Source organism: Streptomyces sp. SirexAA-E, assembly GCF_000177195.2.
Lineage (GTDB): Bacteria > Actinomycetota > Actinomycetes > Streptomycetales > Streptomycetaceae > Streptomyces > Streptomyces flavovirens.
In genome coordinates, this window is record NC_015953.1 from 955,610 (window position 1) to 977,924 (window position 22,315).

The 22,315-nt window shown below is 72.0% G+C and carries 21 protein-coding genes; 8 read left to right on the forward strand and 13 right to left on the reverse strand.

The window, feature by feature from the left end; translation table 11 throughout:
* Window positions 1-5: 5 nt before the first annotated feature.
* From SACTE_RS04045 to SACTE_RS04055, 3 genes are all read left to right on the forward strand, one after another.
* Entirely contained in the window at window positions 6-779 is a 774-nt protein-coding gene (locus SACTE_RS04045) for a glycerophosphodiester phosphodiesterase family protein (protein ID WP_019993691.1), read from the forward strand.
* Between the two features lie 48 nt (window positions 780-827).
* Window positions 828-2,186: an MFS transporter gene (locus SACTE_RS04050; RefSeq protein ID WP_014044756.1), complete on the forward strand. Its 1,359-nt coding sequence runs from the start codon at window positions 828-830 to the stop codon at window positions 2,184-2,186.
* Window positions 2,187-2,450: 264 nt separating this feature from the next.
* Window positions 2,451-2,825: an RNA polymerase-binding protein RbpA gene (locus tag SACTE_RS04055; protein WP_014044757.1), complete on the forward strand. Its 375-nt coding sequence runs from the start codon at window positions 2,451-2,453 to the stop codon at window positions 2,823-2,825.
* Window positions 2,826-2,937: 112 nt separating this feature from the next.
* Here SACTE_RS04055 and fxsA read toward each other — a convergent pair whose 3' ends face one another.
* The 4 genes from fxsA to SACTE_RS04075 form a co-directional block, all read right to left on the reverse strand.
* Window positions 2,938-3,537 carry an FxsA family membrane protein gene (fxsA, locus tag SACTE_RS04060; protein WP_014044758.1) on the reverse strand — a complete coding sequence of 200 codons (600 nt, stop codon included), beginning with the start codon at window positions 3,535-3,537 and terminating at the stop codon, window positions 2,938-2,940.
* Between the two features lie 93 nt (window positions 3,538-3,630).
* Window positions 3,631-4,398 carry a polyprenol monophosphomannose synthase gene (locus SACTE_RS04065; RefSeq protein WP_014044759.1) on the reverse strand — a complete coding sequence of 256 codons (768 nt, stop codon included), beginning with the start codon at window positions 4,396-4,398 and terminating at the stop codon, window positions 3,631-3,633.
* A 547-nt stretch (window positions 4,399-4,945) separates the two neighbouring features.
* Entirely contained in the window at window positions 4,946-6,586 is a 1,641-nt protein-coding gene (locus SACTE_RS04070; RefSeq protein ID WP_014044760.1) for an amidohydrolase, read from the reverse strand.
* 69 nt (window positions 6,587-6,655) lie between these two features.
* Window positions 6,656-7,096 carry an Lrp/AsnC family transcriptional regulator gene (locus SACTE_RS04075; protein WP_014044761.1) on the reverse strand — a complete coding sequence of 147 codons (441 nt, stop codon included), beginning with the start codon at window positions 7,094-7,096 and terminating at the stop codon, window positions 6,656-6,658.
* Window positions 7,097-7,299: 203 nt separating this feature from the next.
* On the opposite strand from SACTE_RS04075, the gene SACTE_RS04080 reads away from it, so the two are divergent.
* Window positions 7,300-7,698 (forward strand): hypothetical protein, encoded by a 399-nt coding sequence (locus SACTE_RS04080; RefSeq protein WP_014044762.1) that lies wholly within the window; start codon window positions 7,300-7,302, stop codon window positions 7,696-7,698.
* A gap of 454 nt (window positions 7,699-8,152) precedes the next feature.
* Here the strand turns inward: SACTE_RS04080 and SACTE_RS04085 are convergent, their stop codons facing one another.
* Complete coding sequence (locus tag SACTE_RS04085) at window positions 8,153-9,325, reverse strand: acyl-CoA dehydrogenase family protein (protein ID WP_014044763.1); 1,173 nt, start codon at window positions 9,323-9,325, stop codon at window positions 8,153-8,155.
* Window positions 9,326-9,668: 343 nt separating this feature from the next.
* Here SACTE_RS04085 and SACTE_RS04090 point away from each other — a divergent pair, with 343 nt between their 5' ends.
* Window positions 9,669-10,958 (forward strand): glycoside hydrolase family 18 protein, encoded by a 1,290-nt coding sequence (locus SACTE_RS04090; RefSeq protein ID WP_014044764.1) that lies wholly within the window; start codon window positions 9,669-9,671, stop codon window positions 10,956-10,958.
* 114 nt (window positions 10,959-11,072) lie between these two features.
* Here SACTE_RS04090 and SACTE_RS33925 read toward each other — a convergent pair whose 3' ends face one another.
* Window positions 11,073-11,216: an SCO1431 family membrane protein gene (locus SACTE_RS33925; RefSeq protein WP_014044765.1), complete on the reverse strand. Its 144-nt coding sequence runs from the start codon at window positions 11,214-11,216 to the stop codon at window positions 11,073-11,075.
* Window positions 11,217-11,622: 406 nt separating this feature from the next.
* On the opposite strand from SACTE_RS33925, the gene SACTE_RS04095 reads away from it, so the two are divergent.
* Complete coding sequence (locus SACTE_RS04095) at window positions 11,623-12,786, forward strand: glutathione-independent formaldehyde dehydrogenase (protein ID WP_014044766.1); 1,164 nt, start codon at window positions 11,623-11,625, stop codon at window positions 12,784-12,786.
* Between the two features lie 134 nt (window positions 12,787-12,920).
* Here the strand turns inward: SACTE_RS04095 and SACTE_RS04100 are convergent, their stop codons facing one another.
* The gene (locus SACTE_RS04100; RefSeq protein WP_014044767.1) at window positions 12,921-14,285 is read right to left on the reverse strand and encodes a peptidase C39 family protein; all 1,365 of its coding nucleotides are present in this window, start codon (window positions 14,283-14,285) and stop codon (window positions 12,921-12,923) included.
* 203 nt (window positions 14,286-14,488) lie between these two features.
* Between SACTE_RS04100 and SACTE_RS04105 the strand changes: the two genes are divergently transcribed.
* Both SACTE_RS04105 and SACTE_RS04110 read left to right on the forward strand, forming a co-directional pair.
* Window positions 14,489-15,103: a hypothetical protein gene (locus tag SACTE_RS04105; protein WP_014044768.1), complete on the forward strand. Its 615-nt coding sequence runs from the start codon at window positions 14,489-14,491 to the stop codon at window positions 15,101-15,103.
* A 398-nt stretch (window positions 15,104-15,501) separates the two neighbouring features.
* Complete coding sequence (locus tag SACTE_RS04110) at window positions 15,502-17,412, forward strand: AAA family ATPase (protein WP_019993688.1); 1,911 nt, start codon at window positions 15,502-15,504, stop codon at window positions 17,410-17,412.
* A gap of 57 nt (window positions 17,413-17,469) precedes the next feature.
* On the opposite strand, the gene SACTE_RS04115 is transcribed toward SACTE_RS04110, so the two are convergent.
* From SACTE_RS04115 to ribH, 6 genes are all read right to left on the reverse strand, one after another.
* Window positions 17,470-18,573, reverse strand: coding sequence for a hemolysin family protein (locus SACTE_RS04115; protein ID WP_014044770.1), 1,104 nt, complete (start codon window positions 18,571-18,573; stop codon window positions 17,470-17,472).
* On the reverse strand, window positions 18,570-19,940 hold the full coding sequence (locus tag SACTE_RS04120; protein ID WP_014044771.1) for a hemolysin family protein: 1,371 nt from the start codon (window positions 19,938-19,940) through the stop codon (window positions 18,570-18,572). Before SACTE_RS04120 ends, SACTE_RS04115 begins: the two co-directional genes overlap by 4 nt.
* A gap of 187 nt (window positions 19,941-20,127) precedes the next feature.
* Window positions 20,128-20,589: a PH domain-containing protein gene (locus SACTE_RS04125; RefSeq protein WP_014044772.1), complete on the reverse strand. Its 462-nt coding sequence runs from the start codon at window positions 20,587-20,589 to the stop codon at window positions 20,128-20,130.
* Window positions 20,590-20,624: 35 nt separating this feature from the next.
* Window positions 20,625-21,473, reverse strand: a complete 849-nt coding sequence (gene hisG / locus SACTE_RS04130) for an ATP phosphoribosyltransferase (RefSeq protein WP_014044773.1) — start codon at window positions 21,471-21,473, stop codon at window positions 20,625-20,627.
* A 49-nt stretch (window positions 21,474-21,522) separates the two neighbouring features.
* Window positions 21,523-21,795 (reverse strand): phosphoribosyl-ATP diphosphatase, encoded by a 273-nt coding sequence (locus SACTE_RS04135; protein WP_014044774.1) that lies wholly within the window; start codon window positions 21,793-21,795, stop codon window positions 21,523-21,525.
* Between the two features lie 34 nt (window positions 21,796-21,829).
* Window positions 21,830-22,315 (reverse strand): 6,7-dimethyl-8-ribityllumazine synthase, encoded by a 486-nt coding sequence (ribH, locus tag SACTE_RS04140; protein ID WP_014044775.1) that lies wholly within the window; start codon window positions 22,313-22,315, stop codon window positions 21,830-21,832.

Consider the following 22,315-nt stretch of genomic DNA (forward strand, 5'->3'; position numbering starts at 1 on the left):
CAGCAGTGAACGAGGCGTCCCGGGGACGCCACCCCTATCTGGACCACCCGTCGACGATCCCCTTCGCCCACCGGGGCGGGGCCGCGGACGGGCGGGAGAACACGGCGGCCGCGTTCCGCCGGGCCGCGGACGCGGGCTACCGCTACTTCGAGACCGATGTGCACGCCACCGCCGACGGCCGCCTGGTCGCCTTCCACGACGCCACGCTGGACCGTGTGACGGACGCCCGGGGCCGGATCGGCCGGCTGCCGTGGAGCGAGGTGAGCCGGGCGCGGGTCGCGGGAAGCGAGCCGCTGCCGCTCTTCGAGGAGCTGCTGGAGGAGTTCCCCGACGCCCGCTGGAACGTGGACGTCAAGGCGGAGCCCGCCCTGGCCCCGCTGCTGGACCTGATCCGCCGGACCGGCACCTGGGACCGGGTGTGCGTGGGCTCGTTCTCCGAAGCGCGGGTCGCCCGGGCGCACCGCCTGGGGGGCGAGCGGCTGGCGACCTCCTACGGGGTGCGGGGCGTGCTCGGCCTGCGACTGCGCTCGTACGGCCTTCCGGCGGCGGTTCGGGCGGGGGCGGTGTGCGTCCAGGTCCCGGAGAGCAGCAACGGCATCCGGGTGGTGGACCGGGCGTTCGTCCGCACCGCGCACTCCCGGGGCCTCCAGGTCCACGTCTGGACCGTCAACGAACCGGAACGGATGGCGGCTCTCCTGGATCTCGGGGTGGATGGCATCATGACCGATCACATCGAGACGCTGCGCACGGTGCTGAGCGACCGGGGGGCCTGGGCCTGACGACGCCGGGCCGGCCGCGTCCGCACAGGACGAGCGAGGGGGCGCCGCGTGAGCACCGGCACCGATACGGGTACCGAGGGAACGGCAGACCCGGCGGCGGACCGGAAGAGGGAACAGCGCGGCTGGTACTTCTACGACTTCGCGTGCTCCGTCTACTCCACCAGCGTCCTCACGGTCTTCCTCGGCCCCTATCTGACGTCGGTCGCGAAGGCCGCCGCCGACGCGGACGGATATGTGCACCCCCTGGGCATACCGGTGCGGGCGGGGTCCCTCTTCGCCTACTCGGTGTCGGTCTCCATCGTGGTCGCGGTGCTCGTGATGCCGCTGGCGGGGGCGGTGGCGGACCGGACGGGGCGCAAGAAGCCGCTGCTCGCGGCGGCCGCGTACATCGGGGCGTCGGCGACGGCCGGCATGTTCTTCCTGGACGGCGGGCGCTATCTGCTGGGCGCGTTCCTGCTGATCGTGGCGAACGCGTCGGTCTCGGTGTCGATGGTCCTGTACAACGCCTATCTGCCGCAGATCTCCACCTCCGAGGAGCGTGACGCGGTCTCCTCACGTGGCTGGGCGTTCGGATACACCTCGGGCGCGCTCGTGCTCGTACTGAACCTGGTCCTCTACACGGGCCACGACTCCTTCGGCCTGTCCGAGCCGGACGCGGTCCGGGTCTGCCTCGCATCGGCGGGTGTGTGGTGGGGTGTCTTCACCGTGGTCCCCCTGCGCCGGCTGCGCGACCGGCGTGTGGCGCCGACCGGTGAGGGGGCGGTGGGGTCGGGACGCCGGCAGCTGCTGGCGACCCTGCGCGACATGCGCCGCCATCCGGTCACCCTGGCGTTCCTGCTGGCCTACCTCGTCTACAACGACGGCATCCAGACGGTGATCTCCCAGGCCTCGGTGTACGGCTCGGAGGAACTGGGCCTCGACCAGACGACGCTGATCACCGCCGTGCTGCTCGTCCAGGTGCTGGCGGTGGCCGGGGCGCTCGGGATGGGACGGCTGGCCCAGGTGCACGGCGCGAAGCGCACGGTCCTCGCGTCGCTGGTCGTCTGGACGCTGATCCTGGCCGGGGCCTTCGTCATGCCGGCGGACGCGCCGGTGTTCTTCTACACCCTGGCGGCGGCGATCGGCCTGGTGCTGGGCGGCAGCCAGGCTCTCTCGCGCTCGCTGTTCTCGCATCTGGTGCCGAGCGGCAAGGAGGCGGAGTACTTCTCGGCGTACGAGATGAGCGACCGCGGCCTCAGCTGGTTGGGGCCATTGGTGTTCGGTCTCGGGTATCAGCTGACCGGGAGCTACCGGGATGCCATCCTGTCCCTGGTGATCTTCTTCGCGCTCGGTGCCGTGCTGCTGGCGCGGGTCCCCGTGCGGGCCGGTGTGGCCGCCGCGGGGAATCCCGTTCCGGACCGGATTTAGACGTTGAAGTGAAAGGCCGGTAGTGTACGCCTTTGGCCTGCCCGGAGGACCGTTACTGCGAGCGGAAGAAGCCGAACCGTTGGGTGACAACTTCCGCCACAGGTGACAAACCGGGCGGCAGTGGGTACTCAACCCTGATAATGCAGCGGCACGACGGGCGACGCAGGACCGGCAACGGGAATCTTTACCGCCGACCGGACGTTGACCGGATGACGACGACAGCGACACCTGTCCTGTGGGCGACAAGCCCGGGAGGCACGATTCATGAGTGAGCGAGCTCTCCGCGGCACGCGACTCGTGGTTACCAGCTACGAGACGGACCGCGGCATCGATCTGGCCCCGCGCCAGGCGGTGGAGTACGCATGCCCGAACGGCCATCGATTTGAGATGCCGTTCTCGGTAGAGGCGGAAATTCCGCCGGAGTGGGAGTGCAAGGCGTGCGGCGCCACGGCACTCCTGGTGGACGGGGACGGCCCCGAGGAGAAGAAGGGCAAGCCTGCGCGTACGCACTGGGACATGCTCATGGAGCGGCGCACCCGCGAGGAACTCGAGGAGGTGCTGGCCGAGAGGCTGGCCGTCCTCCGCTCCGGAGCCATGAACATCGCAGTGCACCCGCGGGACAGCAGGAAGTCCGCCTGACCCGCACGCAGGGGCGCAGCACAAGAGCCGAGGGCCGTGACACCGACCAGGTGTCACGGCCCTCGGCTCTTGCCGTGCGCGGAGGGAGCGCCCGGCGGGCCGCTCCCCGGCGTCAGCGGCCGAGCGGCGGCCGGTGGTCCCCCGCACCGTCTTCGGGGCCCTGGCGGGCGTCCGTGCCGTCCTCCCGGATGACCTCACCCTGGACCACCTTTCCGTCCGGCCGGTGCATCCGGGCCTGCTGGAAGGCGTCCGAGAAGCCTCCGGGAGCCACCACGCGCATCCGGCGCTCCAGCGAGCGCTCGGCGTACCGGCCGAGCATCGAGCGGACCGGGGGCAGCAGGAGCAGCAGGCCGGCGACGTCCGAGATCATGCCGGGGATCATCAGGAGCACACCGCCCAGCATCAGGAAGCCGTTGCCCTTGCTCCCGGTGGCGGCGGGCTTTCCGGTGGCCGGAGCGCCCGGCTGCCCGGGCATCTGCTGGAGCGTCTCGGTGAGGTTGCGGAAGGCTCGTCGTCCCGCCCGCTTGACGACCACGGCCCCGAGCACGGCCCCGGCGACCAGGAGCAGCAGCACGGTGAAGCCGTTGGCCGCTCCGGCGACCAGGGTGAGCAGCCAGATCTCCAGCACCAGCCAGGCGGCGAGGGCCAGCGGCAGGAAGGAGCGGGCGCGCGAGCGTCGTGGACGGTTCGTGGGCGGGGTGCCGGTCGTCATGCCCCCAGTGTGCCTGCCCGCGCGTCCGAGCGGCGTAAGGGGGTGATCATGAACGGCACCCGGCCCGGGTACGGCGGCGCGGCGCCCTGGGGCTCAGGTCTTCTTGCGGCCCAGGATCTTGTCCGCGCGGCCCGTGACGCCCCAGCTGGTGACCCTCCACAGGGCCTCGACCAGGATGTCCCGGCTCATCTTGGAGTCGCCGATCTCGCGTTCCACGAAGGTGATGGGCACCTCGACGACGTGGTAGCCGGCCTCCACGGCACGGCGGGCCAGGTCGACCTGGAAGCAGTAGCCCTGGGAGGCGACCTCCTCGAGCCCGAGGCCCTGGAGGGTCGCCGTGCGGAAGGCCCGGTAGCCCCCGGTGACGTCCCGGACCGTGAGGCCCAGCAGCATCCGGGAGTAGAAGCTTCCGCCGCGGGAGATCATCTCGCGGTGCCGGGGCCAGTTGACCACCCGGCCGCCGGGGACCCAGCGCGAGCCGAGCACCAGGTCGGCGCTCTTGAGCGCGGTCAGGAGCCGGGGCAGCTCCTCGGGCTGGTGGGAGCCGTCCGCGTCCATCTCGACGAGCACGCCGTAGTCGTGTTCCGAGCCCCACCGGAAACCCGCCAGGTAGGCGGCGCCGAGCCCTTCCTTGCCCTTGCGGTGCAGCACATGGATCTGGCCGTCGTCCGCGGCGAGCTCGTCGGCGACCTTGCCGGTGCCGTCGGGGCTGTTGTCGTCGGCGACCAGGATGTCGGCTTCCGGAACGGCGGCGCGCACCCGGGCGACGATCAGCTTGATGTTCTCGGCCTCGTTGTAGGTCGGAATGATCACCAAGACTTTGCCGAGCGGGCCGAACTGCCTCTGACCGCCGTCGTTCACTACTGCCCCTTAATGTCCGTACGCAGGTGCACACCATATCCAGCGCGCGGCACCCGGACTCCGACGCGGTCGAAAGGTGTCGCCGCGGATCGTCGGCCGCGGGGCGGGAGAAGCGTGGATACACGGACAGAACGGAAGGATCTGCGGATGGGGGCCCGGTGTCCTTCGGGCCGACCTGGGACCCGCTGGCTGCGGGTCGACCGAAAGCCGTTGTCTACTGAACCGCCGGGCCCCACCCGGGTCGCACCTGCCGTCCGGACGAGACCTTCCCTCGCCCCCGAGGCGCGGGCGCTGAACCTGGCTGTCAGTGGTGGTGTGCCGGTGCGGCACACCACCCCGTGACCCAGCGGCGTTCGACGACTGCGTGGAGGTCTGCCCGGCCGGACGTCCAGTGGTGGACCCGGCCGAACCTACCGGCCTCCGGGCGCTTTCTGTCAACACCCGCGCGACCTGCGGTTTCTGCGCAAAACGCCTGGTCAGTGCCGGGGCGCCCGAGGGCGCCGCGGAGTGCCCGCGCCTACGATCGGCGGTACGGAACGCCCCGACGTCACTCGTTCGGCCTCACATGGACGGTCCGTCCGCCGACCACGGTCCGCAGGCAGACCGGAAGGGCCTCACCCGGGGTGAGATCGGGCAGGCCAGGGGTGCCGGAGCGGGGATCGGTCGACCAGCGGGCGACCCGGTCGTCGGGGGCCTGGACCACCAGGTCACCGGTGCGCCAGACGGCGTAGTCGGCCGGTGCGCCGGGGACCAGCACGCCCGCGTCGTCACGGCCGACGGCCCGCCAGCCGCCCCGGGTGTGCGCGGTGAAACCGGCCCGCACAGAGACGCGGTGTGCGGGGGTCCGGTGGAAGGCGGCGGCGCGGACCGTCCCCCACGGGTCCAGCGGGGTCACCGGGCAGTCCGAGCCGAAGGCCAGCGGCACACCTGCCCGCAGCAGGGCCGCGTACGGATTGAGTGTGGCGGCCCGTTCCGCGCCCAGGCGCTGGGCGTACATTCCCTCCCCGCCGCCCCAGGCCGCGTCGAAGGCCGGCTGGACGGAGGCGGTGAGGCCGAGTTCGGCGAAGGCCGCGATCGTCTCGGGGGTCAGCATCTCGGCGTGCTCCACGCGGTGCCGGGCGGCCCGGACCCGGGCGAGACCCAGGGTCTCGGCGGCCGCCCGTACGCCCGTGACGACGGCGGTCAGCGCCGCGTCGCCGATGGCGTGGAAGCCGGCCTGCAGCCCGGCCTCGGTGCACGCGGTGACGTGGGCGGCGATCCGCCCCGCGCCCAGGTGGGCGGTGCCGGTGTGCGGGGCGTCGGCGTACGGCTCGTGGAGACAGGCGGTGTGCGAGCCGAGGGAGCCGTCGACGAAGAGGTCTCCGGCCGCGCCGACGGCGCCGAGTTCGCGGACGCGCCGGGCGCCCTTCCCGTCCTCGATCAGGTCGGCCCAGTAGCCGAAGACCCGGGGCCCGGTCCGCTCGGCGGCGAGGGCCAGGAGGCCGGTGAAGTCGTCCTCGTCGGAGATCTCCGGACCGGCGCACTCGTGGACGGTGCCGATGCCGAGCGAGGCCGCGTGCGCCAGGGCCGCCCGCTGCGCCTCGGCGCGCTGGGCGGGAGTCACGGCGGCGTGGGCGGCCGCGCGTACCGCGTGGTGGGCGGCTCCGGTCAGCGGGGCGTCGGGGTGGTAGCCGGCCAGGTCCCTGACGCCCGGGACGAGGTCGAGGAGCGCGGTGGTCACGACGGCCGAGTGGACGTCGATCCGGGGCAGGTAGACGGGCCTGCCGCCTGCCGCCTCGTCGAGTTCGGCGCGGCTGGGCGGCCGCTGCTCGGGCCAGCGCGTGGCGTCCCAGCCGTGGCCGAGGACGACCCGCCGGGAGGTGTCGCCGTTCGCATACGCACGCACCAGGCTCAGGGCGTCGGCGAGGGTGGAGGCGCCGGACAGGTCAAGACCCGTGAGGGCGAGGCCGGTCGCGGTGGTGTGGACGTGCGCGTCGGTGAAGGCGGGTGTGACCAGGGCGCCTTCCAGGTCGATCACCTCGTCGACGCCGCTGGAGAAGGCGTCGGCCGCGCCTTCGGACCCGACCCAGGCGACATGGCCGCGTTCGACGACCATCGCGGTGGCGAACGGATCGGCGGGGCTGTGGACGTCTCCACCGCGCAGCAGCACGGTGCGGTGTTCGCTCTGGGGGGCGGTGCTCTCGGTCATGGGAACAGTCTCGCGCCTGCGCGGAACGTCTGAGCCCGCGCCCCCCTCCGACAAGCCCCGGCCGGCGCCTCAGATCCTCGGGGGCCGCGCCTCGTACGGGGTGGACAGGACGACGGTCGTACGGGTGGAGACGCCGGCCAGCGAGCGGATCCGGGTCAGCAGGTGCTCCAGCTCCAGGGGGGTGGCGACCCGCACCTTGAGGATGTAGTTCTCGTCGCCGGCGACGCTGTGGCAGGCCTCCAACTCCGGTACTCCGGCAAGCCGTTCGGCGATGTCGTCCGGGGCGCTCGGGTCGAACGGCTTCACCGAGATGAACGCGGTGAGGGGCAGGCCGACGGCCTCGGGGTCGACGACCGCGGCGTAGCCGCGGATCACCCCGCGCTGCTCCAGCCGGCGGACGCGCTGATGAACGGCCGAGGTGGACAGGCCGGTGGCCTTGCCCAGGTCGGTGTAGCTCATCCGCCCGTCCTTGACGAGCAACTCCACAATCTGACGGTCCAGCTCCTCCATGCGGATCAACCTATGGCCCCGAGTGCCTCCAGGCACAGCCGTAGGAGCTCCGGAAGCACGCGTTCGGGTGGCATGTGACCAACACCACAGAGCTACGGATGGGTAGCCGCCGACCTGGAGGTTACGGCCGACTGCCGACGGGAAGTGCTTGCTGTGGTCGAGGCCGTGGCGCCGAGCCGGCCCACCCGAGGGGGGAATATCCCATGCAGAGCCTGAAGCTCACCGGACGTATCGAACCGGAGCCCGTCGATCCGGACGAGGACACCGCTCCCGACGCGTACGACACCTTCGAGATGTACCGCGTGATCTGCCCGGACTGCACACAGCCCATCGCCCTGCTGGCGGACGAGGACGTGCTGCCCGAGCACGCGCTGTGCCCCACTCCGTGGAACCCGTTCGTACTCACCGTCTGCGCCGGCACCGGCCGTACCGCCTCCCAGGCGCGTCCGGCCGACGAGTCGCCGGAGGTCCAGGAGCAGGAGGCCGGGCTGCTGCTGACGCTCCCTCAGGGCCTCGACTGGCGGATGCAGCCCTTCTCGCACGCCGGGGGTCCGGGCTCGCGCCCCCTGCGGCTGCCGCCCGTGCAGCGCCGCGCCGCCTGACGCGGAGCGCCTTCCGCCGCCGCCCGGACCTGGTCCGCGCGGCGGCGTCCGTGCGTCCGGGGCCGGGGCGAGGCGCCCGTGCGGCCACGCTCCGGGCGGGCGAGAGGCCCCTTCCGGCCCGTATCCGCCCGGAGTCGGGCATACGGCGAGGAAGTGCGCGGGAGGGTGACCCCGGGGTTCTTCGCGCGTTGTTCCGGTATGACCACGCTGCCCTCGTCGGCCGGACCCGCGCGCCGCCGTCTCACCGTTCCGGCACCGGAAGAATCGATTCCGCAACCTGCCCGGCCCTCCTCCGAGGCACCCCCGCAGTCCGCGCCGCACACCACCGATCCGCCCGTCTACCGGGCCCTGTCGCGGCATTGGGAGAGTACGGGCCGGACGCTGCCGGGCCGCCAGGACCACGAGTGGAACCGGATCATGACGACACCGGTCTGGTCGGACCGGCCCGTACGGCTCAGCGGGACTCGGGACCCGCGAGGTGGCGGGCGATGACCATCCGCTGGATCTGGTTGGTGCCCTCGACGATCTGGAGCACCTTGGCCTCGCGCATCAGCCGCTCGACGGGGAAGTCGAGCGTGTAGCCGTACCCTCCGAGCACCTGGACCGCGTCGGTGGTGACCTGCATGGCCACGTCGGTGCAGAAGAGCTTCGCCATCGCCGCCTGCCGTGAGAACGGCAGACCGGCGTCGCGCAGCCGGGCGGCCTCCAGGTAGAGAGCGCGCCCGGCCTCGATGCGGGTGGCCATGTCGGCGAGCATGAAGCGCAGGCCCTGGAAGTCGGCGACGGGGCGGCCGAACTGGCGACGCCCGGTGGCGTATCCGACCGCCTCGTCGAGGGCCGCCTGGGCCACCCCGACGGCGCAGGCGGCGATTCCCAGCCGCCCCGAGTCGAGCGCGGACAGGGCGATGGCGAAGCCCTGCCCCTCGTCGCCGATCCGGCGGTCGTCGCCGATCCGCACCCCGTCGAAGTGCAGCTGGGCCGTGGGCGATCCCTTCATGCCCATCTTCTTCTCCGGCGGCGCGGCGCCGAGCCCTTCGGCGTCACCGGGCACCAGGAAGGCGGTGATGCCCCGCGGGCCCTCCACCCCGGTGCGCGCCAGGACCGTGCAGAAGTCGGCGATCCCACCGTGCGTGATCCAGGCCTTGGTACCGGTGAGGACCCAGTCGTCGCCGTCCCGTACGGCCTTGGTGCGCAGCGACGCGGCGTCGGAGCCGGAGGCGGGCTCGGAGAGGCAGTAGGCGCCCAGCAGGCCGCCCGTGAGCATCGCCGGGAGGTGGGCGGCCCGCTGTGCACCGGTCCCGAAGTTGGCGAGGGCATGGCAGGCCAGCGAGTGGACGCTGACGCCGAGGCCGACGGTGAGCCGGGCCGCGGCCAGCTCTTCGAGCACCTGGAGGTAGACCTCGTACGGCTGGTCGCCGCCGCCGGACGCGGAGTCGTACGGCAGGGCGAGGAGGCCGGATGCGGAGAGGAGGGTGAAGACCTCGCGCGGGAAACGGCCCGCTTCCTCCTCCTCGGCGGCCCGGGGAGCGATCTCCTTCGACGCGATGTCGCGTACGAGCGCGACGAGCTGCCGGGACTCCTCGGTGGGCAGTCGGCGTTCCACCGGCTGCGGGGCACGGTCGGACATGACGGCGCTCTCCTCCCTGTCGGGCGTTGCGACGGGCACGCGCGGGGTATGAGCGGCGCCGCCGGGTGGTCCCGGGCGATGCCCGGACATCCATGTCTCCCCAGCCGAATCCTGCCCTCTCGGATCGCGAGAGTCGCTGGCCAGCGGCTGTGGCGGCTTGAGTATGCCCGATCGGAGCGTCCCCGTCACCGGGTCGCGGTGTCCGATGATCAGGAAAATTGGTCCGCACCATTGACCCAACTGGTCTAGTCCTCCTACGGTCTCCCCCATGCCTCATCGCGTCCATGCCAAGCGCGGACCCGAGCCCGGCAACCACGGAAGCCCTCCCCCACGAGGAGCCAGAATGACCGGAATTCACCGTTCCCGCACCCGCCTCAAGGCGCTCGCGGCAACCGCCTGCGCCGGCGCGCTCGGCGCCGCCCTGCTCGGAGTCGCGGGTACGTCACCGGCGGGCGCGACCCCCGCCGCGGTCCCCGCCGCGGCCACCTCCGCGGCCACCTCCGCGGCCACAGAGGCCGTCCCCACGGCGGCCGGCGACAAGGTGGTCGGATACTTCACCAACTGGGGTGTCTACGACCGTGATTACCACGTCAAGGACGTCGAGACGTCGGGTTCGGCGGACAAGCTCACGCACATCAACTACGCCTTCGGCAACGTCCAGGGCGGCAAGTGCACCATCGGCGACAGCTACGCCGACCACGAGCAGGCCTACACAGCCGACCAGTCGGTGGACGGCGTGGCCGACACCTGGGACCAGGAACTGCGCGGCAACTTCAACCAGTTGCGCAAGCTGAAGAAGCTGCACCCGGACCTGAAGGTCATCTGGTCGTTCGGCGGCTGGAGCTGGTCCGGCGGCTTCGCCGACGCCGCGAAGAACCCGGCGGCTTTCGCCGAGTCCTGCTACGACCTGGTGGAGGACCCCCGTTGGGCCGATGTCTTCGACGGCATCGACATCGACTGGGAGTACCCGAACGCCTGCGGTCTGACCTGCGACACCAGTGGCCGCGACGCCTACGGCGAGCTGCTGGCCGCCCTGCGGGCGAAGTTCGGCACCGGCAATCTGATCACCTCGGCCATCACCGCCGACGGTTCGGACGGCGGCAAGATCGACGCCGTGGACTACGCGGGGGCGGCGCAGTACCTGGACTGGTACAACCCGATGACGTACGACTTCTTCGGCGCGTTCGCGGCGCAGGGCCCGACGGCTCCGCACTCCCCGCTGACCTCGTACCCGGGCATCCCCACGGAGGGCTTCGACAGCGACGCGGCGATCTCCAAGCTCAAGGGACTCGGCATCCCGCCGGAGAAGCTGCTGCTGGGCATCGGCTTCTACGGGCGCGGCTGGACCGGCGTGACCCAGGCGGAGCCGGGCGGTACGGCGACCGGGGCCGCCCCGGGGACGTACGAGGCGGGCATCGAGGACTACAAGGTCCTCAAGGACAGCTGCCCCGTCACGGGCACCGTGGCCGGGACGGCGTACGCCCACTGCGGCTCGGACTGGTGGAGCTACGACACCCCCGCGACCATCGCCACGAAGATGGAGTACAAGGACCAGCAGGGGCTGGGCGGCACCTTCTTCTGGGAGCTCAGCGGTGACACGTCGGACGGCGAGCTGATCAAGGCCATCAACTAGCGCCGACGGGGTACACGCACAGCAGGGTGGGCAGGGGCGGGGTGCCGGGCGGGCGCCCCGCCCTTCCGCGTGCCGCGGCCGCTCGGGCCGCGGCGGCCGTCGTACGGCCCGGGGTCACATGAGCCCGGCCTGCGTGACGAACATGGCGAGGACCACGACGAGGGTCCAGCCCAGGATGTGCTCCAGCACCTTCGGCCCGTCGTCGGGGCCGCCGGTACGGGCGCGGCGGAGGTTCTCGGCGGCAGTCGTCGCGGTCATGGCATCTCACTCGGTCGTTCGGCAGTGGGGGTCCCCCGTGACCCGACCACAGTGCCAGCGGAAGGGGGCCGCGGGGTAGAGATCCGCGTCACAGCGCCCCGGTCCTCCGCGCCCCTCCGCTTCCCGCTCCGCCCCGCCGCCGCACCGCGCCCACGGGTCCGGAGCGGCCGGGCGGGCCGCTCGGGCTGTGGGCGACACCACACGGTCCCCGGCCCTCCGCGCGGGCCCCTCAGCGGTCGCCACGCCGCGTGGCCGGTGCCACGCTGGAGGGGTGAGCCCGACGCGGGTACGCGTCCCCGGGACGACCTGCGCCGGGCACCCGCGACAACCAAGCGGACCACCCGCAGCCCGTGCTGCCGGGACGGCGGCCCGGGACGCGGTGCGTGGTCGGAAAGTGCGGTTCGGCATGAAGGCAGTGGTCTACAACGGCCCGCGTGACGTCAGCGTCACCGAGGTCCCCGACGCCAGGATCGAGGACCCGAACGACATCGTCGTCCGGGTCACCTCCACCAACATCTGCGGTTCCGATCTGCACATGTACGAGGGCCGTACGTCCTTCGAGCCCGGCCGCAGCCTCGGGCACGAGAACATGGGCGAGGTGGTGGAGACCGGCCCCGGGGTGAGCAAGGTGAAGGTGGGTGACTACGTCGTCCTGCCCTTCAACATCGCCTGCGGCTTCTGCAAGCAGTGCGAACGAGGGCTGACGAACTACTGCCTCACCATGCAGCCCGAACCGGCCCTGGCCGGCGCCGCCTACGGGTTCGCCGAGATGGGCCCGTACGCCGGCGGTCAGGCGGAGTACCTGCGGGTGCCGTACGGCGACTTCAACGCCCTGCGGCTCGGCGAGGACGCGGCGGCGCGGCAGAACGACTACGTGATGCTCGCGGACATCTTCCCCACGGGTTACCACGCCACCGAGATGGCCGGAGTGAAGCCGGGTGACCGGACGGTGGTCTTCGGGGCCGGCCCGGTCGGCCTGATGGCCGCGTACTCGGCCGTCCTGAAGGGGGCGGGCAGCGTATGGGTCGCCGACCACCACGAAGACCGGCTGGAGCTGGCCGAGCAGGTGGGGGCGATCCCGATCGACACGAGGGAGCAGGACCCCGCCGAGGTGGTCAAGGAGGCGACCCTGGGGCTCGGCGCGGACAACGGCTGCGAGTGCGTGGGCTACCAGGCGCACGACCCCCAGGGCGAGGAGGACGCCGCGCTGACGCTCAATCAGCTCGTCGACTCCGTGCGGTTCACCGGCCGCATCGGGGTGGTCGGGGTGTTCCTGCCGGAGGACCCGGGCGGGAAGAAGGCGCAGAACGCCTTGGAGGCGAAGGGCAAGGTGCCGTTCGACTACGGGCTCATGTGGTTCAAGGGCCAGGCGATGGGGACCGGCCAGGCACCGGTCAAGCGGTACAACCGCGCGCTGCGGGACCTCATCGCGGGCGGGGTGGCGGAGCCGTCGTTCCTCGTCTCGCAGGAACTCCCGCTCGACCGGGCCCCGGAGGCGTACGAGAAGTTCGACGCGCGTGAGCCGGGCTGGACGAAGGTGGTGCTGCACCCGGGGAGCGCGTCGGCTTAGCGCCTCGTCGGCCGCTTCCCGCCGCCGGGCCGGTGACCGTGCCCGGGCGTGCGCGGCCCTGAGCACGGTCCCGCGGGTGGAGCCGAGGGAGTCCGCTGCCGCCGGGAGGCGGAGCCCCTTGTGGGGCGAGGACTTCACAGCACCCCCAACGACCGCAGCACGCGCTGCTGACCGAGTGTCGGGCGTGTCGGCCAGTACAGATAGCACACACCCCCCGTACCGCTTCTGACCTGGCCGTTCGCGTCGTAGCGCTTCGTCCGCAGCCAGATGTTCTCCCACTCGCGCCGACGGTAGACACGGCGCACCGCCTCGTTGTCCGGCGAGGCGGGGTCGTTGGCGATCACGTCGCCGTCGGCGGTGAAGCCGATGACCGTCATCAGGTGGCCCGATGTGCCGTAACCGGCCCCGGTCAGCTCCTCCTTCAGGAAGGACTGCGAGGTGATGACCGGGATGCCCACGCCGATCAGACGTTCCACGTCGGTCAGGGATCCGAGCCGGGTGACCACCGCGTTCATGTCGCGGTAGGTCGCTGCGTAGGCGGCGTTGAAGGGCCAGTTGCCGCAGCCCTCGTACTGGTGGTCGTAGGTGTACCGGGCCGCGTGGCAGACCTGGGGGTCGGCGATGCCCGGCTTGACCCAGGCGAGGTCGTCGGCGGAGGGCCCGCGCCCCCAGTACTCGATGATCATCTGGGAGGACGTGGGGCTGCACCACGCCTCGCCTCCGTTGTCGTACTCGGGGTACTCCCCCACGTGGACGTTCTGCGAGTAGCGGGGCACCGCCAGCTCACGGGCGACGGCGGAGGGGGCGGCCGGGACCGTGAAGCGGTCCGGGACGGCGGAGGACATCGCGCCGGCGCGGTGGACCGTGGGGGTGAGGCGGCTACCGGGGGTGCGGTGGAGGGTGAGCCGCAGCCGGTAGGAGACGAGCCGCACCCCGTTCGCCGCGTCGTCCACCGCGAGGGTGTCGGTCCAGACCGAGCTCCGCCCGTCGCTCTGGTCGTCGACGGAGGTCCGCCGGACGTCCCCGTCGCCCGAGGCCCAGCGGCCCATGACGTAGCAGGGGGTGTCGGTGCCGTCGTCGTAGCGGCCGCGCAGTTCGATCTGGATCCAGGTGCCCGCGGGTGTGTGCGCGTTCCAGGAGGCGATCACCTCGGTGGCGGGGACGGCGGTGCGGTGGACCGGCGAGGTCCAGGTCGCGTACTCCCAGGTGGTGGTCACGCCCGTGTGCGGGTCGGTGTAGTCGGTGGTCGCGGTGGCGGTGCCGATGACCAGGCCGGGGCGGGGGCCGGCCACCACGCGGGTTCCGGCGGCGAAGCCGCGTGTCCAGTCGGTGCGGGTGCTCCAGAAACGGTTGTCCACGAGCGAGGCGGCCCCCGGTGACGAGGAGGAGGTACGGGTGGGGGCGGCCGCCGCGGGACCGGCGGCGGCCACCGTGCCCGCTCCGGCCGCGGCCGCGAGCGCGGCGGTGAGGACGGACCTGCGTGAAGTCGGTCTGGTCATGGGCGAGACCCCCGGTCGTGGACGGGTATGGGGCTGCGGTACCGATCGGTGGGCCAACTATCGCGGGTCACGGCCGGATCCGACCAGTGATTCGGCCTGTGCCGCCGAAGCAATATTGGTCTGCTCCACTGACGTGACCTGCGACTGCTCCGGACGGGTGGCCGCCCGACGGGGCACCGACGGGCGGCCCTTAGGGTGGACGCATGGACGATCTGGCGGGCCCCGCCCGGCGGCTGCTCCGACTGCCGCCGTCCACGGGGCCGGTGCGGCTGATCGCGGTCGACGGCCACGCGGGCTCGGGCAAGACCACGTTCGCCGCCCGGCTGGCCACCGCGCTCGGCGGCGCCCCCGTGCTTCATCTGGACGACCTGGCCACGCACGAGGAGCTCTTCGCGTGGACGGACCGGCTGCGGGACCAGGTGCTCGTCCCCCTGTCGCGGGGGGAGCCCGCGCGGTACGCGCCGTACGACTGGACCGCCCGGCGCTTCGGCCCGCCTCGGACGCTCCCTCCCGCCCCGGTGGTGCTGATCGAGGGGGTGGGGGCCGGCCGGGCCGCGCTGCGGCCGTACCTCGCGGCGCTGCTGTGGATCGAGCTGGACCGTACGAGGTCCTGGGAGCGGGGCAGGCTCCGCGACGGTCCCGGTCTCACGGAGTTCTGGGACGGCTGGACCGTCGCCGAGGAGCGGCATTTCGCGCGGGACCCGTCGTACCCCTGTGCGGACGTGGTGATCCGTCAGGTTCCCGAAGGTTATGTGTGGACGGAAGGGCCTCGGGCGACGGCAGGGAAGAGTCGGATCATCACACAGGGTGAGGAATGAGAGGGCCCGGTAAGGACGGTCGGAAAACCCTCCACGAATCGCCTCACCACTCCCTCAACTCGGCTTGACCCAGGGGGTGTACAGGTCTTACGTTCTGAATGTGCGGCTTTTCGGAGCCCCGCGGACGCGAAGCCCCCGGTTGTTCCCCCGTGATCGGGGGCTTCGTTCTGCCCTCGCACCTCGCCTTCCGGCCGCCCGGAAGCCGCCCCACGACACCCCTTTTTCACCGTGCGTCACCTCCGAGAGCACCGATCAGCCCCTCTCCCGCCCGGTGACCACACGGGTACGATGCACCCGGGTGTGGGCAATTCCCTTTCCTCGCACGGTGATTCGGAGCGCCCCGGTGGGCATGCTGTGCGGGCTGGGACATTCTGGGGGCACGGTTTGTGGGGGACCTGATGGACATCGGCATGCAGGGCGCGCAGGCCCCGGCCGACCTCGCCTGGCTGCGTGGCGTGGACGCCTACACGATGGGCGCCTACCCGCAGGCCGAGGAGGAGTTCAGAGCGGCGGTACGCCTCGATCCCGGCATGGCCGACGGCTGGCTCGGCCTCCATGCCCTGCGGATCGACACGACGACCGCGCTGTTACGCATGTACCGCCATCGCGACCGCTTCGGCGAGCAGCGCAGCCGTCACCGGCGCACGCTGAACTCCTGGTACTGGCTGGGCTGGTGGGTGCAGCCGGTGCTGGAGAGCCCGCGCGACCTGCTGCTCGCGCACGCGTCGCACTGGCTGGACGGACGCCATGTGCCGGAGCTGGACCGGGCGTTGGCGGGGTTGCCGCCGGTGGACACGGATCCGCAGGTGCGGTTCCTGCACGCCTGCCGCTCCTATCTGGTCAAGGACTGGGAACAGCTCGTACGCACCACCGAGCCTCTCGTGGACGACCCGCTGCTGGGCATCGAGGCGGGGCTCTTCGGCGGCATGGCCCGGGTCCGGCTGGAGATGTACGGCCAGGCCGAACCCCTGCTGTCCGCCGCCCTGATGCGCTGTCGCAGCGAACAGCCGCAGCGCAAAGAGCTGCGCTACTGGCTGGCGCGGGCCCACGAGGGCACCGGCCGCAGCGCCGCGGCCCTGCCGCTGTACCGGGCGGTGCACCGCGTCGACCCGGCGTTCATGGACACCTCGGCCCGGCTCGCGGCGATCTCCGAGGGCGACGGCTACGACGAGACGGCCGACCTGGCCCCGATGTCCTTGGCCGGCTTCGGCTCGGACGGTACGGGCGCGGAGGCGCTGCCGGACGGGGACATGGTGCTGGGCACCGATCTGGTGGACGGGCCCGAACCCTGGCTGGGCGGGGACCCGCGGGAGATCCCCGGCGCGGCGGTGCCGCCACCCCGGACGGGCGGGGCGCGCGAGAAGCCGCGGGGCAAGGGGCGGCCGCCCGCGCCGGTCTTCCCTGCGGGGCCGAGCGATCCGGCCCTGCTGGCCGAGGCACTGGCCGAGCTCGAACGCATGGTGGGGCTCGAACCCGTGAAGCGCCAGGTCAAGGCGCTCTCCGCCCAGTTGAACATGGCGCGGCTGCGGGCCGAGCAGGGGCTGCCGGTGCAGCCCCCGAAGCGGCACTTCGTCTTCTCCGGCCCGTCCGGAACGGGCAAGACCACGGTGGCCCGCATTCTCGGCCGGGTGTTCTACGCGCTCGGCCTGCTGGGCGGCGACCACCTGGTGGAGGCCCAGCGCTCCGACCTGGTGGGCGAGTTCCTCGGGCAGACGGCGGTGAAGGCGAACGAGCTGATCGACTCGGCGCTGGGCGGGGTCCTCTTCGTCGACGAGGCGTACAGCCTCTCCAACTCCGGTTACAGCAAGGGGGACGCGTACGGCGACGAGGCTCTGCAGGTCCTCCTCAAGCGGGCCGAGGACAACCGGGACCATCTCGTCGTCATCCTCGCCGGCTACCCGGAGGGCATGGACCGGCTGCTCTCCACCAACCCGGGCCTGTCCTCCCGGTTCACGACCCGGGTCGACTTCCCCAGCTACCGCCCCCTGGAACTCACCGCCATCGGGGAGGTCCTGGCCGCCGAGAACGGCGACGTCTGGGACGAGGAGTCGCTGGAGGAGCTGCGCTCGATCAGCGGGCACGTGGTGGGCCAGGGCTGGATCGACGAGCTGGGCAACGGCCGCTTCCTGCGCACGCTCTACGAGAAGAGCTGCGCCTACCGTGACCTGCGGCTCTCCGGCTGCACGGCCGCCCCGACGCGGACCGACCTGTCGACACTGCGGCTGGCGGACCTGATGCAGGCGTACGGCGAGGTGCTGTCCGGGCGGGGCCCGGCGGGCCGGGGCACACAGGAGCCGGGGGCCCTGTGACGGTACGCGTCCCGCCGGCCGTTCCCTTCTCGGCCGGCCGGCGGGACGGGTGGCGCATCAGCCGGTGAGTCCCAGCGGGGCCATCGCCTTCTGCTCCGTCGGCACCTGAACCGTGCGGCGCGGAACCGAGACACGGTGCGCGGGGTCGCGGACCTCGCCCACCAGCATCTCCAGCACGTCCTCCATGGCGACCAGCCCGAGCACCCGGCCCGAGGCGTCGGCCACCTGGGCGAGGTGCGTCGCGGCGCGGCGCATGACCGTGAGGGCGTCGTCCAGCGGGAGTTCCGCCCGTACGGTCGCCATCGGGCGCCAGATCTGCTGCGGGACGGCACGCTCGCCGTCCTCCAGCTCCAGGACGTCCTTGACGTGCAGGTAGCCCATGAAGGGGCCGCCGCCCTCCGCGCAGACGGGGAACCGGGAGAAGCCGGTCGCGACGGTCAGCTCCTCGATCCGCCGCGGGGTGACGGACGGGTCGACGGTGACCAGCGAGGCGCGTTCCAGCAGGACGTCGGTGACGGGCCTGCTGCCCAGCTCCAGGGCGTCCTCCAGACGCTCCTGCGCCTCGGGTTCCAGCAGCCCCGCCTGTCCGGCGTCCTCCACCAGACGGTTGAGCTGCTCACTGGTGAAGACGGCCTCCACCTCGTCCTTCGGCTCCACGCCGAAGAGCCGCAGCACGCCTCGGGCACAGGCGCCGAGTCCGGCGGTGACCGGCCGGCAGAGCCGGGCGAAGCCGACCAGGCCGGGGCTGAACCACAGGGCGGTCCTCTCGGGGGCGGCCATCGCCAGGTTCTTCGGGACCATCTCGCCGATGACGAGGTGGAGGAAGACGACGCAGACGAGGGCCAGCACGAAGCCGAGCGGATGGATGAGCCCCTCGGGCACGTGGACCGCGTGGAAGACCGGCTCCAGGAGGTGGGCGACGGTCGGCTCGGCGACCGCGCCGAGGGTGAGCGAGCAGACGGTGATGCCGAACTGTGCCGCGGCCATCATCTGCGGCAGGTTCTCCAGGCCGTACAGGACCTGCCTGGCCCGGCCCGATCCGCCCGCCGCGAGGGGTTCGATCTGACTGCGCCGTACGGAGACGAGCGCGAACTCGGCCCCGACGAAGAAGCCGTTCGCCAGGACCAGCAGGGCGGCGAAGACCAGCTGTACGAGGCTCATCGCACGGCCTCCAGCAGCACCGGGGCGGGCTCGTGCGGTGCCGTGCCCGCCGGGAGGTCCGTGAGCCGGACGAGGCGCACCCGCTCGGCGCGGTAGTGGCCGACCTGGCGGACGGAGATCCGCCAGCCGGGCAGTTCGGCCCGGTCGCCGGGGGCCGGGATGCGGCCCAGCAGGTCGGCGACCAGCCCGGCCACCGTCTCGTACGGCCCCTCGGGCACGTCGAGGCCTATCCGCCGCAGGGTGAGCACCCGGCAGCTGCCCTCGACGTCCCAGCCGGAACGTCCGTCGTCGGCGACGACGGGGGTCATGTCGGGGCGGTCGGCGCCCTCGGCGTCGTGCTCGTCGCGCACCTCGCCGACGAGCTCCTCGATGATGTCCTCGAGGGTGACGACACCGGCGGTGCCGCCGTACTCGTCGACCACGACGGCGATGGGCTGCTCCTTGCGGAGCCACCGGAGCAGCTCCTCCACGGGCAGGGTCTCCGGGACCAGGAGCGGGGCCACGGCGATGCGGCCGGCGGGGGTGCGCTGCCGGTCCCCCGCGGGGACGGCCAGCGCGTCCTTGAGGTACACCATGCCGACGACCTCGTCGATGCGCTCCCGGTAGACGGGGAAGCGCGAGAGGCCGGTGGCCCGGGTGAGGTTGAGGACGTCCGCGGCGGTCGCCGAGGACTGGAGGGCGCTGACCTTCACCCGGGGGGTCATCACGTGCTGGGCGGTCAGCCCGGCCAGCGAGAGTGTCCGTACGAAGAGGTCGGCGGTGTCCTGTTCCAGGGTGCCCGCCTCGGCGGAGTGCCTGGCCAGGGAGACCAGTTCGCCGGGGGTGCGGGCGGAGGCCAGCTCGTCGGTGGGCTCCACGCCCAGCAGTCGCACCAGCCGGTTGGCGGCGGTGTTCAGCACGCTGATCACCGGGCGCAGGGCGGCGGAGAAGCGGTGCTGGGGTCCGGCGACGAACCGGGCGACCTGGAGCGGCCGGGAGACCGCCCAGTTCTTCGGGACGAGCTCGCCGATCACCATCTGGACGGCGGAGGCGAGCAGCATGCCGATCACGACGCTCACGCCGGGGACGGCCCCTCGGGGCAGACCGGTGGCGGTGAGCGGTCCGGCCAGCAGCTGGGCCAGCGCCGGTTCGGCGAGCATGCCCACGACCAGTGAGGTGATGGTGATGCCGAGCTGGGTGCCGGAGAGCTGGAAGGAGAGTTCACGCAGGGCACCGACGACGGTGCGGGCCCGGCGGTCGCCTTCGGCGGCGGCGCGCTCGGCGTCCGCCCGTTCCACCGTGACGAGACCGAATTCGGCGGCCACGAAGAATCCGTTGGCGAGGATGAGAAGGAATGCCGCGGTGAGCAGCAACAGGGGGGTGGTCATGCCGCCGCCTCCGGGGAGAGGGCGGCGCAGGTACTACCGGACGATCCGTCCATTGCTGGAGGGAGTCACTCCTTGGGTCGCAGGAATGCCCCGCGGGTCTCATGGACCTTCTGGTGCGGGGCGGGGCGCGCACTGGGCGCCGCCGTCCTCCAGAGTAATCAAGAAGAGGCCGTATGGGGCAGGGGGCTCAGCCGTTGCGCGTGCCCTCGTCCACTCCGCTGCCGTGGATCTCGGCGAGTGCGCGCAGGCTGCGGGCGTCGCGGATGGCGTGTTCCCGGGCGATTCCGGGCTGGATGCCGAGGGCGGGCAGGCTGGTCCCGTCGCTGAGGTCGAGGAAGACCCACGGGTCGCCGGCCCGCAGGTTGACGCGGACGACCTCGGCCCAGGCCAGCCGGCGCGTCCGGGTGATGTTGACGACCGTGACCCCGCTCTCGTCGGCGACGATCCTCGGTCTGCTGAGCAGGGCGAGGACGGCGAAGAAGAGCAGGGCGACGAAGACGAAGCTGGTCCGCTCCCCCGGGCTCAGGTTCTCCAGGAGCATCGCGATGGCGGTGATCACGACGAACATCGCCAGTCCCACGGTCAGCAGGACCACCCGGGTGCGGGTGGGCCGGAAGGTGGCCGGAAGGGCGGGGAGGGGGGCGGACATGCGGGTGCGTCCTTCGTGGCTGGGGGTCCCTGCCGTCAGAGGCGGCAGGCGTGGATGGCCGTCGTGAGGATGGCGCGGGCGCCCAGCTCGTACAGGTCGTCCATGATCCGCTGGGCTTCCTTGGCGGCGACCATGGAGCGTACGGCGACCCATCCCTCGTGGTGGAGCGGGGAGATGGTCGGCGACTCCAGACCGGGGGTGAGGGCCACGGCGCGCTCCAGGTGCTCGACGCGGCAGTCGTAGTCCATCATCACGTAGCTGCGGGCGACCAGGACACCTTGGAGGCGGCGCAGGAACTGCTGCACCTTCGGGTCGTCGCCGACGGCGCCCTTGCGGCGGACCACCACGGCCTCCGAGGTCATGATCGGCTCGCCGATGACCTCCAGTCCCGCGTTGCGCAGGCTGGTGCCGGTCTCGACGACGTCCGCGATGACCTGGGCGACGCCGAGCTCGATGGCGGTCTCGACGGCGCCGTCCAGGTGGACGACGGAGGCCTCGACGCCCGCGTCGGCCAGGTGTGCCGCGACGATGCCCTCGTAGGAGGTGGCGATCGTCATGCCGCCGAAGTCCTGCGGGCCGGTCGCCGTGCCGGGCTTGGTCGCGTAGCGGAAGGTGGAGCGGGCGAAGCCGAGCTGGAGGATCTCCTCGGCCTCGGCCCCGGAGTCCTGGAGCAGGTCACGGCCGGTGATGCCGATGTCGAGGCGGCCGGAGCTGACGTAGATCGCGATGTCGCGCGGGCGCAGATAGAAGAACTCGACCTCGTTGACGGGGTCGACGAGGACGAGCTCCTTGGACTCCTTGCGCTGCTGGTAGCCGGCCTCATGGAGCATCGCCATCGCAGGCCCGGAGAGTGAACCCTTGTTGGGGACGGCGATGCGCAGCATGAGGTCAGCTTTCCTTCGTGCGGAGGGAGTCGGGGGTGTGCGGGTGTGCTCAGAGGTGGGCGTAGACGTCGTCGAGGGAGATCCCCCGCGCGACCATCATCACCTGGACGTGGTAGAGCAGCTGCGAGATCTCCTCGGCGGCGGCTTCCTTGCCCTCGTGTTCGGCGGCCATCCAGACCTCGGCGGCCTCCTCGACGACCTTCTTGCCGATGGCATGCACGCCCTTGTCCACCAGTTCGGCGGTGCGGGAGGTGGAGGGGTCGCCTTCGGCGGCCTTGAGCTGGAGCTCGGCGAAGAGCTCTTCGAAGGTTTTGTTCGCCATGATGGTCCTCAGAATACGGGGTGCCGGTGGCCGCTCAGCGCCAGGGTTCGCTCACGGTGCGCAGGGTGGCGGCGGTGGCGACGGCCGCGGTGACCGCTTCGTGCCCCTTGTCCTCGTTGGAGCCCTCCAGCCCGGCCCGGTCCAGCGCCTGCTCCTCGGTGTCACAGGTGAGGACACCGAATCCGACGGGGACCCCGGTGTCCACGGTGACCTGGGTGAGGCCGCTGGTGACGCCCTGGGACACGTATTCGAAGTGGGGGGTGCCGCCGCGGATGATCACACCGAGGGCGACGATCGCGTCGTAGCCGCGGCCGGCGAGGACCTTGGCGACCACCGGGAGTTCGAAGCTGCCGGGTACCCGCAGCAGTGTCGGCTCGTCGATGCCCAGGTCGTGCAGGGCGCGCAGGGCGCCGTCGACGAGTCCGTCCATGACCTTCTCGTGCCACTGGGCCGCGATCACCGCGACCCGGAGGTCGCCGCAGTTGCGTACGGACAGTTCGGGTGCGCCCTTGCCGCTCAT